The following is a 15,953-nucleotide window of genomic DNA, read 5'->3' as shown; positions in this document are numbered from 1 at the left end:
TACACGTCCCATGCTTACCACGACATGCTGCCTAAGGTTGGCGCCAGAATCAGCATGTCACGCCGAGGCAATTGTTACGACAATGCCTCTATGGAGAGCTTCTTTTCCCATCTCAAGGCTGAAGCACTCTATCCTTATGATATACGAAGCTTGGAAGAGGCGCAAAGGCGTATTGAGGAATTTATCCGCTTTTATAATGAGGAACGAGCACAACGGAAGCTAAACAAGCTGACGCCGGTTGAATACCGACGCCAGCTTGCAGCTTAGGGTGGTTTTACAATGTCCACTAAATGGGGGCTTGACCACAACAAGGTGGGGGCTGGTTAATGGCGACTGAGGCAACCGGAGAAGCAAGCGGGAACGGGCCGCCAATCAGGACGCCTGCTGGCGGTTTTCCGACAGGCGATCGCTGCACAGCGCTTCCGTCATGAGATACGAGATGACCGCCTCCGCGCCGCAGTTGATGTTGGGGCCGCTCTTTCGCAAGCCGTCGAAGCAGGAGCCGTCGCTCGGATCGGCCATCGGGACCCGCAAGTCGTTGTCCCCGTGGAACCAGGCCAGGCAGCGGTCCCGTGCTTGGCGAAGTTCCTCAACGGACGCTGCGGCTTCCGGTTGCGTCCGGACATCTTCTTTCGCCGCGGCCGTCTGCATGGCGGCAGCGTCCGTACGGTACAGTCCGGAAAGATCGGGAGATACGCCCCGCTTCGCCGCAAGTTCCAGGGCGGAGGCGCCTTCGTCAAGCGCCAGCGCAAGCTTGAACATTTCGAGCGGCTGCTGGTCCCATTGGCTCGTCGCTTCGCGCGAGTGCCATTTCTCGTTGCCGATCGGGCGAAACCAGCCGCCATCGGCCGTCATGGCCTTCCGCAGGGAGAACAAGCTGTCCAGTCCGATTTCCAGCGTCTTCGTGCGGCCCGTAATCCGGTACGCGCGCAGCAGCGACCAGGGAAGAACCCCGTTGCTGTAGGTCATAGCGGGCTCGAACCAGCGCCAGGCATTGTCCGAAGTTTTGAGGAATGCCGCAACAATCGCTTCCTCCAGCCGGTCCACGTGCGCCCGAAGCTGATCGCGCCAGCCTTGCGGCAACCGGATGCGCTCCTGGTCCTCCGCTTCCAGCAGATGGGCGCAGGCCGCAAGCGCGAACGCCTGTCCGCGAAGCGAATCGATGCGGCCGATGGTATCGAACGCATTCCTTAACAGAGCGAACGCCGTTTCCCGCTGCTGGCCGTGAAGGCGGATCCACGCATCGGCGCAGCTCCAGACGGACCGCCCCTGGCAGTCGTAGGAGACAAACTCCGGCTCGGGCGTCCGGTCGTACGCGATATTGTTGTGGAACCAGCCGTCGTCGCGCTGGCACCACAGCATAAAGGCCAAATAAATATCGGCCAGCGACGCCAACCGCTGGCGGTCGTCCGGCGTCAGCAGCTTCGCACGCTCCGGCGACAGCCATTCGGTGACGACCCACAGCGCGCGGGCGTTGTCGTCGGTCGTATACCCCTCCTTGCGGCGGGGAATCCGTCCGAGCGCATGTTCGAGAAGGCCGGTGTCGTCCGTCATGCGGCGCAGATGGCGAAAGGACGGCGCACCGCCGGGCAAGCTCACGTTTTGTTCAGCAGACATCCGCCATGCTCCACGCTTTTTTGGCCGCCACTTTCTCCAGCAGCCCCAGGTACTGCGCCCCCACCTGAGGCCAGTGCATGTCGCGCCCGATGTCCGCCATCCATTTCTCGTATTGCGCGAGCAGCTCCGGATAGGTGAACAGCTCGATGATTTTTTGGCTCCACGCCTCCGTATCCCCGTACGGGAGCAGAAGCCCTTCGCAGCCTTGGACGAGGTCCTTGGCGTAGCTGTAAGGCGTGCTCAGGATCGGCCGTCCCAGCCCGGCCGCGTACGCCAGCGTTCCGCTCGTAATTTGCTGCATGCCCGGGTACGGCGTAACGTACAGATCGCATGCGGAAATGAGCGCGGTCAGCTCTTCCTCCGGCAAATAGCGGTCGATCATCCGCACGTGGTGCGTCAGCCCGAGCTCGCGGATGAGCGCCTGCAGCTCCTCGCGGTACGCTTCGCCTTCTTGCTTGCGGACTTCCGGATGCGTCTGCCCGGCGATGACATAGAGCAGGTCCGGAACCGCCTTTACCGCACGGGCCACGGCTTCGAGCAGCGACTCGATGCCTTTGCTGCGGCTCAGCAGGCCGAACTGGAACAGCACCTTGCGGTTTTCCCAGCCGAATTGCTTGCGGGTTACGCTTCGCTCCTTGCCGTTTGGAACCGGGGTGCCGTGGGGAATGAACGAAATTTTTTGCAGCGGAATCCCGAAATGGTCGTGAAGGTAACCGATCGCCCGGCGGTTCATGACGTGAATATGCTCGCTTCGGGCGGCGATCTCGGCTTGAACGGACGCGTACGGCTCGGCCGGCTTCTCGAAGACGGTATGGAACGTGGTGACGACCGGCTTGTTCAGCTTATCGAGAAATTCCAGCACGTACGCTCCCGCTTCCCCGCCGAAAATGCCGAATTCGTGCTGGAGCGAAATGACGTCCACCGAACTCCGGTTGATAATGTCCGCCATCTTGCGGTACGCTTCCTTCTCTTGCTTCAGCAGCGGAAAAAAGAAGGAATCGCCGTAAGCGGAGATCTCCTCCGGGTCGCACATGGCGATGACCGGGTCGGGATAGGGGGAGGCTTTGGCCGCCGACACCGCTTCCCGGAGATGGTGCGTATAGGTGGCCAAGCCGCATTTTTTCGGCACATACGTACTTACGTAACCGATTCGCAACGCTTCCCGGTTCATTGCTGCACCTCCAAGACGCGGTTGCATACCGCCTGATGCAAAATATGCGGACCGACGCGCATGCCGGCTCCGAAGATGCAGCCCTTCAGCTGCGCGCCGGCGCGGACTTTGCAGTCGTTCCAGAGAATGCTGTGGGAAAGGCGGACGTTTTTGCCGATGCGGGTTCCGTCGCCGATGACGGCGTAAGGGCCGATGATGCTCCGGTCGCCCAGGATGACGTTGTCGCCGATCATGACCGGAGGCACGAGCAGGACGCCTTGGCCGACGGCCGCGTTTTCCCCGATCCAGATCGCCTTTCCGTCCATCTGCTTGCCATGGATCGGCAGCGGGAATTTGCGGTCCAGCAAATCCCAATGGAGCTGGCGGTACCGCTCCGTCGTTCCCATATCCATCCAGTAGCCATCGATTTTAAAGCCGTACAGGCCGCTTCCGTTGCGAATGAGCAAGGGGAACGTTTCCTTCTCGATGGAAACGGCCTTGCCGGCGGGAATATGATGAAGGGCGGCGCGCTCCATAATGTAAATGCCCGCGTTAATCAGGTTGGACGGCGCTTCTTCCCGCGAGGGCTTTTCGACAAAGGCACGGATTTGCCCCGCCGGACCCAATTCCACAACGCCGTACTGGCTCGGGTCCTCCACTTCCGTCAGGCAAATCGTGGCGATTCCGTCGTGCTGTTCATGAAACTGCAGCGCCGCTCTGAGATCGACTTGGTGAATGATATCGGAGTTGACGACGATAAACCGGTCGTGCAGCAGATGCTCTGCGTTTTTGATCGCACCTGCCGTGCCAAGCAGGTCCCGTTCGACGGCGTATTCGATGTTGACTCCGTATTTGGAACCGTCCCCCAGGAAAGCCTCGATGAGTTCGCGATAATGCTTGACGGCAACGACGAAGTCCGTAACCCCTTGCTGCTTGTAGCCGAGAATCAAATGTTCGAGCCAAGGCCGGTTGCCCACCAGAGCCATCGGCTTCGGCATATTTTCCGTCAGCGGCCGCAGCCGGGTTCCCAATCCTCCTGCAAGAAGCAATGCTTGCATGTAGATCAGCCTCCGTATATTCGTTGTTACCCTCGATCGGGCACCTGTCTATCTATTAACCCCATGCGATCAAAAGCGAAACACTCCGCGCTTCGGGCAAACGCGGCTTTGCGGCCGCACCGGGCGGAGGAAAAGAGGGACGCCGGACGGGACGGGAGCCCGCTGCCGGCCATTCGGGCGGAGCCGAGCCGCTAGCGGCTGTTTCACGTTTCGGGAGGAGGGGTAAGGAAGAGGCGGGCGGCCGCTGGCCGGGGCTAGGGCGATATGGCTGGCGCGCCGCGGGCGAATTGGGGCGTTTCTGCGCTTTACGCCGAAGCGGGGTTGATCTACTCTATAAATGTTGATTTGCCTGTTGATCTGACCCATATAAAAATGCGGATTCTACATGAGGAGCCGTTACGAGCATGAGCATATTGGTCGTTGACGACAATCCGATGAACGTGATGGTCGTGCAGGAAATGCTGAGGCGTTCCGGATACGAGGATGTGGTCACCGCATCGTCGGCGGAAGAGATGCTGCGGATGCTGCGGTCTTCGCTCGCTACGGGATCCGGCGCCCATTCTTCCATCGATTTGATCCTGCTCGATCTCATGATGCCCGCCATCGACGGGATTCAGGCTTGCCGCCTGCTGCAGGAGGACGAGAAGCTGCGGGATATTCCGGTCATTATGGTGACGGCGATCGGCGATTCCCGTAAACTGGCCGAAGCGATGGACGCGGGGGCCACCGATTTTGTCACCAAGCCGATCAACAAGGTGGAACTGCTCGCCCGCATCCGGTCCGCGCTCCGGTTGAAACGCGAGCTGGACTGGCATAAAGACCGCGATATGCGGCTGCGCGAGGAACTGAATTTGGCCAGGCAGGTGCAGGAGGCCGTTTTTCCTCCGGCGATCGACGGCGAGCTGTACCGCGTCCGTTCCTTCTTTCTCGCTTCGGACCAGCTCGCCGGCGATTTGTACGCCTGGCACGCGCTGGATTCGCACCGGTTGACGATCGCCGTTATGGACGCGATGGGACACGGCATCTCCTCTTCGCTGATCAGCATGTTTACGGCATCCGTATTAAAAGAACTGATGCACGCGCACGCCGGTCCCGAGCGGATCGTCCGGGAAGTCAACCGCCGGCTGATGCAGCTGCATTACGAAAACGAGCTTGTCCAATACTACTGCACCGGGATCTGCGCCCGGATCGATTTGCGGCAAAGGATCGTGGAGGTCGTAAACGCGGGGCACCCGCCCGGGCTGATCGTTCCCCGGGACGGAACGGCGACGGTGCGGCTGGGCGCGACCTGCGCTCCGATCGGCTTGTTCGAAACGCTGGACATTCGGACCGAAACGGTGATGCTGAAGCCGGGCGATGCGATCCATTTCTATACCGACGGGCTGCTCGATCTGTTTCCGGGGGACCTTGACGCCAAAATCGACGTTCTCGTCCAAAGGCTCGCGCAGGCGGGGGATGACGAAGACGCCATCCGGGAGCTGCTTCGGCAGGATTCGCTGGACAAGCGCCATGACGACCGCTGCCTGGTTCGGGTCGACGTGAAAGGAGCCGCTGCCAACATATGAGGATCACAACGCGATTAGCGGCCGGCTTTGGCCTTATGCTGCTGCTGCTCGTCGGCTTCGCCGCATTCGGCTACGACCGCATGACCCGGATGAACGAGCACCTGACAGGCTTCTACGGCGACCCGCTCGTCAAGGCGCGCCATGTCGCGGACCTGAGCGGCCTTGTCAACGAGTCCGGCAACTCGGTCAACAACATCCTGCTCCGGATGCAGGGCAGCGACGATTTGGTCGTCCAGGAGCTGAACCGGCAAATCGCAGTCTATTCGGAGCGGCTGAAGGCGTTTCGAACGGCGGCGTTTCGTCCGGACGAGCGGCAGCTTGCGGACACGGTCGCCAGCGACAGCGTCCGTTATCTCGATTTTCTCGAACGGTTCGCGTCGCTGATCAGCCGGGGACAGTACGAGGAAGCGCGCGCCCTGCAGAAAAACGAGGGACGGCTCCGCCAGGAGAGCGCCGTCCATTCGCTGAATGCGCTTGCGGCGTTCGAACAAGGGAGAATGGAGGAGGAGCAGGCGCGCGCCGAAGCGCTTTACGCCGGTTCCGTCCGCCTGGCGGGCGGACTTGCCTTGGCCGGGGTTGTGGCCGGGCTGGGCGTTTTTGCGTGGATTTTTCCCCGGATGACAAGAGGGCTTAACCTGCTCGCGCTTATGGCGCGAAAATTCGGACAGGGCCGGCTGCGCGGGTTCGCCCGGCTGGAGATCAAGGCGAAGGACGAGCTTGGCGAGCTCGCCCGGCTGTTCCGGCAGATCGCCATGGACCTGCAGGCTCAGAAGGACCGCGAGCGGCTGTACGCGCAGGCGAAAGAGCAGCAGGCGTGGCTGGACGCGCAGCTGGCCCGCACGACGGAGCTGCTCAAGGATTTCTCCGATGCGAATGCGGTGTCCCATTCGTTCGTCAACGAATTCGCTCCCGTGCTGGGGGCGTCTTACGGCGCCGTATATTTGCGGGAGGAAAACGAGGCCGGCAAATTCGTGCTCGCCGGCTCGTACGCCAATCCGGAGCCGGAGCGCGGGACGGACGAGCGGCCGCCGGCCTTCCGTCCCGGAGAGGGCCTGCTCGGCCAATGCGTGCTGACGGGCGAGCCGATGACGGTCGAACCGCTGCCGCCGGGGTATATCCGCATCCGCTCCGGCCTTGGCGAGGCCGATCCGGTGCAGCTTCTGCTGCACCCGATCAAGATGAACGGGCAGACGATCGGCGCGGTGGAGCTGGCGTATTTGCAGCCGGCGGGCAACATCCAGCGCGAGCTGCTGGACAAGCTGTGCGAGAAGTTTGCCTTTATCGTAGCCAACATCCGGTCTCGGCAGCGGGTCGAAGAGCTGCTGCGCGAAACGCAGGCGATGGCGGAGGAGCTTCAGGTGCAGTCGGAGGAACTGCGTTCCCGGCAGGAAGAGCTCCGGCAGACGAACGAGCAGCTCGAGGGACAGAGGGAGCAGTTGAAGCTCTCCGAGGAGCGCCTGCAGCGGCAGCAGCGGGAGCTGGAGCATACGAGCCAGGAACTGACGGTCAAAACGCTGGAGTTGGAGGAGCAAAACCGGCAAACCGAGCGCAAAAGCCGCGAAGTCGCCAAAGCGAACGCGGAGCTGGAGCGCCAGGCGAGACAGCTTGCCCTTGCGTCCCAGTACAAATCCGAATTTCTCGCCAACATGTCGCATGAGCTGCGGACGCCGCTGAACAGCATGATTATTCTGGCGCAGTTTTTGGAGGACAACAGCGAAGGGAACTTGACCGAGAAGCAGCTCAGCTTCGTGCGGACGATCCAATCCTCGGGCAACGACCTGCTGAAGATGATCGATGAAATTCTCGATTTGGCCAAAATCGACTCCGGCAAAATGGACATCCATCCGGAGCCGACGCTGATCGAGGACATTACGGCGACGCTGGAGGACACGTACGCGTCGATCGCGGCGGAGAAGGGGCTCGAGTTCTCCATACGCATGGAAGAGAACGTGCCTCCGGTGCTGCTTACGGACGGGCACCGGCTGAAGCAGATTTTGCGCAACCTGCTGTCCAACGCGCTCAAATTTACCCTCGAAGGCTCCATCAAGCTGCATATCCGCCGATGCACCGAGGCGGAGCGGGAGAACCTGGGCGGACGGGAAGCCGAGCCTTATATCGCGTTCGCGGTGGAGGATACCGGGATCGGCATTGCGCCCGACAAGCGCGAGGTGATCTTCGAGGCGTTCCGCCAGGCGGACGGCACGACCAGCCGCAAGTTCGGCGGCACCGGACTGGGCCTGACCATCAGCAAGGAGCTCGCCGCCCTGCTCGGGGGCTTCATCGAGCTAGAGAGCGAGGTGGGGCGCGGCAGCACCTTTACGCTGTACCTGCCGGAGCGGTGCCCCGACTGGAAAGAGGCGGGGAGCGCGGCATTCTTGCCGGAATCGGACTCCTCCACAGCCGGCGGAGCGGAAAACGGCCCGCCGGATCGTACCGAAGCCGCGGAGGAACGCGCCGAGTCTTCGATCCCGCTGCCGCAAGCGGCACCCGAGGCCGAAACGGCGCCGGAAGCGCAAGCGGCAACGGAAGCCGGGACGGCTCCGCTTGCCGACGGCACGTCGGCGGAGTCGGCAGGTGCGGAGCCGGCACGTGCGGAGCCGGCAGATACCGGGCCGGCTGGCGATGAAGAGCGCCAGGGCGACTCGGTTCTGGCCGGCAAGACCGTGCTCCTCGTCGACGACGACGAGCGCAACGTCTTCTCGCTGACGAGCTTGCTCGAGCATCATCGGCTGCGCGTGCTGTCGGCGGAGAACGGCCGGGAGGCGCTGGCCATTCTGGATCAGGCCGAGGAGGTCGATCTCGTGCTCATGGATATCATGATGCCGGAGATGGACGGCTACGAAGCGATAGCGCGCATCCGCAGGCATCCGAAATGGAGCGGCCTTCCGATCATCGCGCTTACCGCCAAGGCGATGAAGGACGACAGGGACAAATGCCTGCAGGCGGGCGCTTCCGACTACATGGCCAAGCCGGTACAGGTCAATCGGCTGCTGTCGCTGCTAAAGGTGTGGTTGTCCCGATGAACGCCGAACTGAAGCAATTGCCCGGCGCCGACGAACAGCTGGAAAAACTCGAAATCGAGCTGCTGCTGGAAGGGGTTTACCGCAGGTACGGATACGATTTTCGCCGCTATGCCTTCCCGTCGCTGCGCCGCCGCATTTGGCACCGGATTAACCTGGAGCGTCTGGGCACGATATCGGCGCTGCAGGAAAAAGTGCTGCACGACCGGGATTCGTTCGAACGGCTGCTGTCCGACTTGGTCATCCCGGCGACGGAGATGTTCCGGGACCCGGGCTTGTTCCTTTTCCTCCGGGAGCGGATCGCGCCGATCTTAAGCCGCCTTCCCTTCGTGCGCGTCTGGCACGCCGGCTGCGCTTCCGGCGAGGAGGCGTACTCGACCGCCATTTTGTTCGAGGAAGAGGGGATTTTGGCCAAATCCCGCCTCTACGCGACGGACATCAGCCGCAGCGCGCTGCGGCGGGCGCGGGAGCGCATCATCCCCGCCGACAGATGCGGCCAGTACGCAAGAAATTACGAGCTGGCCGGCGGCAAGTCGGATTTTTCCGACTACTGCGAGAGAGAGCACGATCTGGTGCTGATGAAACGCCGCTTGCACGAACGGATCGTATTCGCGGAGCACAATCTGGTCACGGACCAGTCGTTTAACGAGTTTCACGTCATTTTTTGCCGCAATGTCCTGATTTACTTTAATTCGGAGCTTCGCGACCGCGTGCACGGCCTGTTGTTCGAAAGTTTGGCGAAGGGCGGCTTTCTGATTCTGGGCGGCAAGGAGTCGATCGCCTTTACCCGATACGCCGACTGCTACGAGACGTGGAACGAGGAATACCGGATTTACCGGAAAATCCGGTGAACGGCCGGCGCAAACGATTTTTTATCGAAATATAGGAATGATCTATTAGGAAATGCATTGACGCTCCTTGGAAGCGGTGTTAAAATCCAGTAAATAACAACATAACCAGTTTGTATTATCGGATTTGATCGGCTTGCGGCTTAGGCTGCAGGTTTCTTTGGAAAAAATACGGCCCCTATCATATCTACCGGACAACTGGAGACCGAATGCCCGTTAGGGCTTGGTCTCTTTTGTTTTTTTGGAGGTAGATAAGCCCGGCCGGACAGGAGTGAAAAAGGTGAAAGACGTACAGGAGCGGGGAGCGGAGGAAGGGACGCGCTTTCCTGGGAAAACGTATGCCGAAGTTGTGCTCGAGCCGGCTTACGATCAGGCCAAGAAAGAGCTGCTGGGCCCGATGATCGCCGTCAACAAGGCGCACCTGATCATGCTTTACGAGCAAGGCCTGGTGGCCAAACGGGATGCCCAAGCGATCGCCCGGGCGCTGCTGGAGCTGAATACGGAGAAGCTGCGGTCCAACCGCTATACCGGCCGGTTTGAGGATTTGTTTTTTGAAGTGGAGCATGAACTGCTCGCCTTGGCGGGCGAAGTGGCGGGCAACCTGCATCTGGCCCGAAGCCGCAATGATATGGGCATCGCCATTTACCGGCTCGTGCTGCGCGGCAAGCTGCTGGCCGCCTTGAATTCCGCGATCGCGCTTCAGGAGCGGCTGATCGGCTTGGCGCGCGCCCATACGGACACGCTGATGATCGGCTACACACATACGCAGCAAGCGCAGCCGACAACGGTCGCGCACTATATCGCGGCCGTGTCCGATTCGCTCGGACGCGACATCAGGCGCCTTAGGGCCGCGTATGCCAACTGCAACCGCAGCAGTCTGGGCGCGGCTGCCCTGACCACGTCCGGCTTCGCGATCAGCCGCGAGCGGACGGCCGAGCTGCTCGGCTTCGACGAGGTGATTGCGAACGCGTACGACGCGGTCAGCGGAGCGGACTATGTGGGAGAGATCGCTGCCGCCGTTTCGCTGGCTGCCCTTAATCTGGGCCGGTTCGCCCAGGAGCTGCTGCTGTGGGGAACGCAGGAGTTTTCCGCCGTGCGGGTGGCGGCGCCGTACGTCCAGATCAGTTCGATCATGCCGCAGAAGCGCAATCCGGTATCCGTCGAGCATGTGCGCTCCCTGCTGTCCAGCTGCGCGGGCGACGCCGCGACGGTGCTGACGATGATCCACAATACGCCCTTCGGCGATATCGTCGACACGGAGGACGACTTGCAGCCTTACGCCTGGAGAAGCCTGCATACGCTGGAGGCGGTCTGCCGGCTGCTAGCGCGGATCATCGAAACGCTGGAGATCAACCGGGATGTGCTGCGCAAGCGGGCGGAGGCCAGCTTCGCCACCGTGACCGAGCTGGCCGATACGCTGGTGCGCAAGGAGGGCTTGACGTTTCGGACCGCGCACACCGTCGTGGCGGCGCTCGTTCAAAAAGCAGATGCCGCAGGGCTCACCGTGCGCGAGCTTACGGTCGAGATGCTGAACGAGGCGGCGCTGAAGGTCGTTGGCCGGCCGCTGGGCCTAAGCGGCGACGAGCTCGGACAGGCGCTCGATCCCTGGCATTTTGTCGCCGTTCGCAGCCTTCCCGGCGGCCCGAATCCGCAGGAGGTGGCCCGTGCTTTGTCGGTGCAGGCTGAGAGGCACGCAGAGGCGTACGAATGGATGCGGCGCACGCGCGCCTCGCTTGAGCGCAAGCTGAAGGAGCTGGACCTTATTCTGGCCGAATGGCTTCGCTCCTAGAAGGGGAGCCCGAGGGATGCGGCAAAATCGGACCATCCGACAGGAGGAGTGATACCTTTGTTTAGAGCCGGTTTCAAAGTGTTCGATATTCACGGTCATCTGCCTTACGACTATCCGTTCGCGCACGAAAGGCACGAAAAGATTGTCCGGTACGGCCTCGAGCGGTCCGAACGGATGCGCCTGACGTGGGATTTCCGGACCTCCGAGCCCGATCCCGAAGCGGCGAACCGGCCGCTGATCGACCGGTGGAAGGACGAGCTGGACCGCTACGGCATCGGGGGGCTCAATTTTCTGACCGGCTGGACCAACGACGATCTGGCCGAGCAAATTGCCAAGGCGCCGGACCGGTTTACCGGCTTCGCCTCCCACTCCATCGAACGGCCCGATGCCGCGGAGGAGTTAAAGCGCGCAGTCGACGAGCTGGGCCTCAAAGGCTACAAGCTGTTCGGACCGCTGACCCAAATTCCGTTCGACGACAAGTCGCTTACGCCCGTATGGACATTTGCGGCGGAACGGAAGCTGCCGGTGCTGATCCATTTCGGCCTGCTGGGCCATGCCGGCGGGATTGTCCGGCATCTGAACATCAATCCGCTCTCCATCTTTAACGTGGCCCGCCAATATCCCGACATTCCGTTTATCATCCCGCATTTCGGCTGCGGTTATTTCCAGGAGCTGCTGCATTTGTGCTGGAGCTGTCCGAACGTGTACGTCGATACGTCCGGCTCCAACCAATGGATCCGCTGGATGCCGTACGAGCTGACGCTGGAGACCTTGTTCCGCAAGACGTACGAGCTGATCGGCCCGGAACGGATCATCTTCGGCACCGATTCGCTCGGCTTCCCCCGCGGCTACAATTACCGCTATCTTCAGGAACAGACGCGCGTGGCGCGCGATCTTCGCTTCTCCGATGCGGAAATGGAGCTCATCTTCGGCAACAACGCCCGAAAGCTGCTGAATCTGGAGCCGTCCGTTCCCTTTTCCGAACCAAAATCCGAACCCATATCCGAACAAAAGGAGACTGCCCGATTATGACAACCTATTCCCGTAATGCGAAAGCTTTATCCATTCTGGCGCTCGCGTTCGTTTTGCTGCTGGCCGCATGCGGCGGCGGGAAACAGGCGGACGGGCCGGCTTCCCCTTCGCCGGGCTCCGGTTCGTCATCGTCCGCTTCGTCCTCCCCGAAATCCGAGCAGGAAAAGGTTACGATCGAATACTGGCAATATGAATATCCCGCCAAGGTCGCCCTTATTGACGAGCTGATCAAGCAGTTCCAGGAGCAAAATCCGAATATTGTCGTCAAACAGACGAACTTCCCGTACGACCAGTACAATGAAAAGGTCGCCACGCTCGTTCCGGCCGGCAAGGGTCCGGACGTGATCAACCTGTACTACGGATGGCTGCCCCAATACGTAGCTTCCGGCTTCCTGCAGCCGCTTCCCGAATCGGCTTTCCCGGCGGCGAGCATCGAGAGCGATTATTATCCGCTGGTGAGCGCGGCCAAAATCGACGGCCGCTACTGGGCGATTCCGACGGCCGTTCGCACGTTGGCGCTGTTCTACAATAAGGATCTGTTCGCCAAGGCGAATATCGCGGAGCCTCCGGCCACCTGGGAGGAGCTTGTGGAGGCGGCCATTAAACTGACGGAGAAGGATGCCAACGGGCAATTCGTCGTCGAAGGCCTTGCCTGGGAGCCGGGCGCGCAGCTTCACCACTGGTACCGCGACGGCCTGCTGCATCAGGCGGGCGGGGAAGATCTGAGCGAAGACCGCCGCCGCCTTTTATGGGCCGATTCGCCGGCGGGACTGGAGGCGTTCCAATACCTGCTCGACTTTGCGCTCAAGCATAAAGTCGGCACGACGGGCGTCTTCACGGACGACGCGACCGCCTTCAAAACCGGCCACGCGGCCATGAACATCGACGGCTCGTTCCGCCTCGGCTCGCTCAAGACGGATGCGCCGGACCTGAACTACGGCATTGCTCCGCTGCCTTCCTACAAGAGCAAGTCGACCCCGTCCTCGTTCTGGGCGAACGCCATACCGGCCAACGTGTCCGGAGCCAAGCTCGAGGCCGCCACCAAGTTCCTGCAGTTTTTGACCAGCAAGGAGGTTCAGGAGCAGTGAGTCGAGAAGGTAGGCGAGCTTCCGGCGCAGAAAGCGGTCGCTTCGCAGGACAAATATTTGCATGACGAGAAGCTGGGGCCGTTTATCGCCCAACTGGAAAACAGCAAGGCGCACTTCTTTATCGACGAGGCCAACGAAAGAACGCTGTTCGTCGACGCAACGAATGAAGTGCTGCTGAAAAATGTGCCCGTCGAGAAGGCGTTCCGGAGCCTCGTGGACAAAACGCAGAAGCTGTATGACGAGTATTGGGCCAAGGCGGATAAAAAATAAGGCTAGAAAGGGAGGCTTGAGCGCGTGATTGCGAATGCCATCCGGCAAAGCGCGCGGGCGGGGCGCAGGCTGCTGTCGATCCGGTTGACCTACAAGACGCAGCGCTACCTGTTCATTTATCTTATGCTGGCGCTCCCGCTGCTTTATTTTATCGGCACGCGGCTTGTGCCGATCGTGTATTCGTTTAACATCAGCGTCCGCGAATGGGATGTATTGTCGCCCGACAAGCCTTATGTCGGCTTGGCCAATTTCAAGGGCCTGTTCGCGGACGAAGTGTTTCGCAAATCGATCGGCAATACGTTTTTGTTCGTGGCCGTCGGCGTTCCCGGACAGCTTGCGGCGGGACTGGCCGTCGCGCTGCTGCTGCAGAGCGTAACCCGGTTTCGCGGCTTTTTCCGGACGGTTTACTTCATTCCGTACGTCACCAGCATCGTCGCCGTCAGTTGGGTGTTCCGCTGGCTGCTGATGCCGAACGGCTGGGTGAACGCCGCGCTGTTGAAACTCGGCCTCGACGCCCAGCTTTTTTTGCAATCCCCGCATCAGGCGCCTTATGTCATCGCCCTTTCGATGATTTGGCAGAGCGTGGGCTTTCAGATGCTGATTTTCATCACCGGGCTGCAGGGAATCCCCAACGTGTACTACGAGGCCGCGCATATCGACGGCGCAGGTCCCTGGCGCAGGTTCCGGCATATTACGATCCCGCTGCTTAACCCCGTCATCTTGTTTTCCGCCGTTATCGCGGGCATCTCGTACCTGCAGGCTTTCGCCCAAATCGTCAGCATGACGCAGGACGGCGGTCCGCTGAACTCGACGAGAACACTCGTCTTCCATATCTACAAGCTGGCGTTCAAAAGCTTCGAGATGGGCAGCGCATCGGCGGCCACGGTCGTTCTGTTTGTCCTCATCCTGGCGTTCACCCTGCTGCAGCTCAAAGTCCTGAACAGGAAAGTCGAATATTGACGGGAGGGGAAACGGTTGAGTCGGGTTGCAACCGATCAGGCGCGGCGCGGTTCCATCGGGCGGGGAATGTCCGCAGCGATTCGGTACGCGCTGCTGTTGGCCGGAGTGTGGATCACGTTGTTTCCTTTCGTATGGATGGTGACCTCTTCGCTTAAGCTGCCTCAACACTTGTTCGACCCGGGTCTCATTCCTTCGCCGGCGACGCTCGGCAATTACGCCGATATCTTTGCCAAAGCCCCTTTCGGCCGCTGGATCGCCAATACCGCGGCCGTGGCGGCGATTACGACGGCGTCGGTATTGGTTTTCGATACGGCGGTCGGATACGTGCTTGCCAAGTTCTCGTTTGCCGGCAAAAAAATCATTTTTCTCTTCATCATCAGCACCTTGATGGTTCCGACGGAGATGTTGATCATTCCGTGGTATTTGCTGGCGTCGCAATTGCATCTGGCGGATACGTACGCCGGGTTGCTGCTGCCCGGGCTGATTACGGCGTTCGGGATCTTTCTGATGAAGCAATTTATGGAGTCGCTGCCCTCGGAGCTGCTGGACGCCGCCCGCATCGACGGCTTGAGCGAGTGGAGGATTTTTGCCCATATCGCGGTTCCGCTCGTGAAGCCCGCCATCGTCACGCTGGCGATTTTAAGCTTCATATCGGGCTGGAATCAGTTCATCTGGCCGTTTATCGTCCTGCAGACGGAGACGAAGTATACGCTTCCGGTCGGCATGGTGTATTTCTCGAGCGAGCTGAAGGACAACAGCGGCTGGATTCAGATCATGGCCGGAGCGACCGTGTCCGTCATCCCGCTCATCCTTGTTTTTCTGGTGTTTCAAAAACGGATTCTTCAAGGCATCGCGCTTACCGGGATGAAGTAGCGAGGCAAGCGAAGAAGGGCCGTCCGCGGAAAAGGCAAAACCCGGAGCTGCAAGCGTATGAAGCGCCTGCGGCTCCGGGTTGTTTTTTTGGAAGCAGCCGCTCTCCGATCGAATCGAACCGGCGCGGCCGCATCCATTTTCCGGAATGACGTGACAAGACCCGAAAGCATGCTATCATAGATACTGGAGCAGACCTCGGTTCGACATATTCCGCCATTATTCGGCGTATCTCCGGACGCGCTCGGGCTGCCGGCCCGCCTTTCATCGGTTCTGTTTCATCCCAAGCGCCGCAGGGTAATGACAAACGATCCTGTTTTTTTGGAGAGAGGGGACCTGTATGCAAACGGATAAACTCAAGTTCCGGACGGAAAACCGCGAAGGCCAAACCGTCGTGTATGTGGCGGGGGAACTGGATTTGGAGGTGGCTTCGAAGATGCGCGACGCCATGGAGCCCTTCCTGGAGCTGTCCGACCGCAAGCTGGTTCTCAATCTGCGCGATTTGAAGTATATCGACAGCACGGGAATCGGCATCCTGATCGGGATGGTCAAAGCCCGCCATGCGCGCAAGGCAGCGTTCGCCGTCGAAGAAGTCCCCGCAAACGTGCGCAAATTGTTCGACCTTACGGGAATCAGCCCGTTTTTGAATGTAACGCCCGCGCCGGCCGAAGGCGCTTAACCGTCAA

General features: G+C 60.5%; 14 protein-coding genes. 11 read left to right on the top strand and 3 right to left on the bottom strand.

Annotation, left to right across the window (positions count from 1 at the left end; all coding sequences use genetic code 11):
* The coding region (locus F560_RS0114050; RefSeq protein ID WP_019006379.1) for an integrase core domain-containing protein at window positions 1-267 on the top strand (267 nt) is incomplete at its 5' end.
* Window positions 268-372: 105 nt separating this feature from the next.
* On the opposite strand, the gene F560_RS23340 is transcribed toward F560_RS0114050, so the two are convergent.
* Genes F560_RS23340 through F560_RS0114035 form a run of 3 tightly spaced genes read right to left on the bottom strand, consistent with a single transcriptional unit; the run spans window position 373 to window position 3,825 of the window.
* On the bottom strand, window positions 373-1,617 hold the full coding sequence (locus tag F560_RS23340) for a hypothetical protein (RefSeq protein WP_019006378.1): 1,245 nt from the start codon (window positions 1,615-1,617) through the stop codon (window positions 373-375).
* Window positions 1,607-2,788, bottom strand: a complete 1,182-nt coding sequence (locus tag F560_RS0114040; RefSeq protein ID WP_019006377.1) for a glycosyltransferase family 4 protein — start codon at window positions 2,786-2,788, stop codon at window positions 1,607-1,609. The genes F560_RS23340 and F560_RS0114040 overlap by 11 nt, the downstream gene beginning before the upstream one ends.
* On the bottom strand, window positions 2,785-3,825 hold the full coding sequence (locus tag F560_RS0114035; RefSeq protein ID WP_019006376.1) for a nucleotidyltransferase family protein: 1,041 nt from the start codon (window positions 3,823-3,825) through the stop codon (window positions 2,785-2,787). The genes F560_RS0114040 and F560_RS0114035 overlap by 4 nt, the downstream gene beginning before the upstream one ends.
* Window positions 3,826-4,229: 404 nt before the next feature.
* Here F560_RS0114035 and F560_RS0114030 point away from each other — a divergent pair, with 404 nt between their 5' ends.
* From F560_RS0114030 to F560_RS0113990, 10 genes are all read left to right on the top strand, one after another.
* Window positions 4,230-5,390, top strand: coding sequence for a PP2C family protein-serine/threonine phosphatase (locus F560_RS0114030; protein WP_019006375.1), 1,161 nt, complete (start codon window positions 4,230-4,232; stop codon window positions 5,388-5,390).
* Window positions 5,387-8,413, top strand: a complete 3,027-nt coding sequence (locus F560_RS0114025; protein WP_019006374.1) for a response regulator — start codon at window positions 5,387-5,389, stop codon at window positions 8,411-8,413. The genes F560_RS0114030 and F560_RS0114025 overlap by 4 nt, the downstream gene beginning before the upstream one ends.
* Window positions 8,410-9,261: a CheR family methyltransferase gene (locus tag F560_RS0114020; RefSeq protein ID WP_019006373.1), complete on the top strand. Its 852-nt coding sequence runs from the start codon at window positions 8,410-8,412 to the stop codon at window positions 9,259-9,261. The genes F560_RS0114025 and F560_RS0114020 overlap by 4 nt, the downstream gene beginning before the upstream one ends.
* 277 nt (window positions 9,262-9,538) lie before the next feature.
* Window positions 9,539-11,047 carry an argininosuccinate lyase gene (argH, locus tag F560_RS0114015; protein WP_019006372.1) on the top strand — a complete coding sequence of 503 codons (1,509 nt, stop codon included), beginning with the start codon at window positions 9,539-9,541 and terminating at the stop codon, window positions 11,045-11,047.
* A gap of 57 nt (window positions 11,048-11,104) precedes the next feature.
* Complete coding sequence (locus F560_RS0114010; protein WP_019006371.1) at window positions 11,105-12,079, top strand: amidohydrolase family protein; 975 nt, start codon at window positions 11,105-11,107, stop codon at window positions 12,077-12,079.
* On the top strand, window positions 12,076-13,167 hold the full coding sequence (locus tag F560_RS24220; RefSeq protein WP_019006370.1) for an extracellular solute-binding protein: 1,092 nt from the start codon (window positions 12,076-12,078) through the stop codon (window positions 13,165-13,167). Before F560_RS0114010 ends, F560_RS24220 begins: the two co-directional genes overlap by 4 nt.
* 57 nt (window positions 13,168-13,224) lie before the next feature.
* The gene (locus F560_RS26245) at window positions 13,225-13,437 is read left to right on the top strand and encodes a hypothetical protein (RefSeq protein ID WP_019006369.1); all 213 of its coding nucleotides are present in this window, start codon (window positions 13,225-13,227) and stop codon (window positions 13,435-13,437) included.
* Between the two features lie 24 nt (window positions 13,438-13,461).
* A complete protein-coding gene (locus tag F560_RS0114000; protein WP_019006368.1) occupies window positions 13,462-14,397 on the top strand; it encodes a carbohydrate ABC transporter permease in 936 nt (311 codons plus the stop codon).
* Window positions 14,398-14,412: 15 nt separating this feature from the next.
* On the top strand, window positions 14,413-15,270 hold the full coding sequence (locus F560_RS0113995; RefSeq protein WP_019006367.1) for a carbohydrate ABC transporter permease: 858 nt from the start codon (window positions 14,413-14,415) through the stop codon (window positions 15,268-15,270).
* A gap of 337 nt (window positions 15,271-15,607) precedes the next feature.
* Window positions 15,608-15,946 carry an STAS domain-containing protein gene (locus tag F560_RS0113990; RefSeq protein WP_019006366.1) on the top strand — a complete coding sequence of 113 codons (339 nt, stop codon included), beginning with the start codon at window positions 15,608-15,610 and terminating at the stop codon, window positions 15,944-15,946.
* Window positions 15,947-15,953 lie beyond the last annotated feature (7 nt).

The sequence above is a fragment of the Cohnella laeviribosi DSM 21336 genome, from assembly GCF_000378425.1.
In the GTDB taxonomy this organism is placed as follows: Bacteria; Bacillota; Bacilli; order Paenibacillales; family Paenibacillaceae; genus Cohnella; species Cohnella laeviribosi.
Note: the sequence above shows the minus strand (reverse complement) of the source record. Positions and strands in the feature narration are given on the sequence as shown.

Coding starts and splice junctions, on each gene's coding strand:
- F560_RS23340 (WP_019006378.1), bottom strand. CDS start 1,617: ATGTCTGCTGAACAAAACGTGAGCTTGCCCGGCGGTGCGCCGTCCTTT.
- F560_RS0114040 (WP_019006377.1), bottom strand. CDS start 2,788: ATGAACCGGGAAGCGTTGCGAATCGGTTACGTAAGTACGTATGTGCCG.
- F560_RS0114035 (WP_019006376.1), bottom strand. CDS start 3,825: ATGCAAGCATTGCTTCTTGCAGGAGGATTGGGAACCCGGCTGCGGCCG.
- F560_RS0114030 (WP_019006375.1), top strand. CDS start 4,230: ATGAGCATATTGGTCGTTGACGACAATCCGATGAACGTGATGGTCGTG.
- F560_RS0114025 (WP_019006374.1), top strand. CDS start 5,387: ATGAGGATCACAACGCGATTAGCGGCCGGCTTTGGCCTTATGCTGCTG.
- F560_RS0114020 (WP_019006373.1), top strand. CDS start 8,410: ATGAACGCCGAACTGAAGCAATTGCCCGGCGCCGACGAACAGCTGGAA.
- F560_RS24220 (WP_019006370.1), top strand. CDS start 12,076: ATGACAACCTATTCCCGTAATGCGAAAGCTTTATCCATTCTGGCGCTC.
- F560_RS0113990 (WP_019006366.1), top strand. CDS start 15,608: ATGCAAACGGATAAACTCAAGTTCCGGACGGAAAACCGCGAAGGCCAA.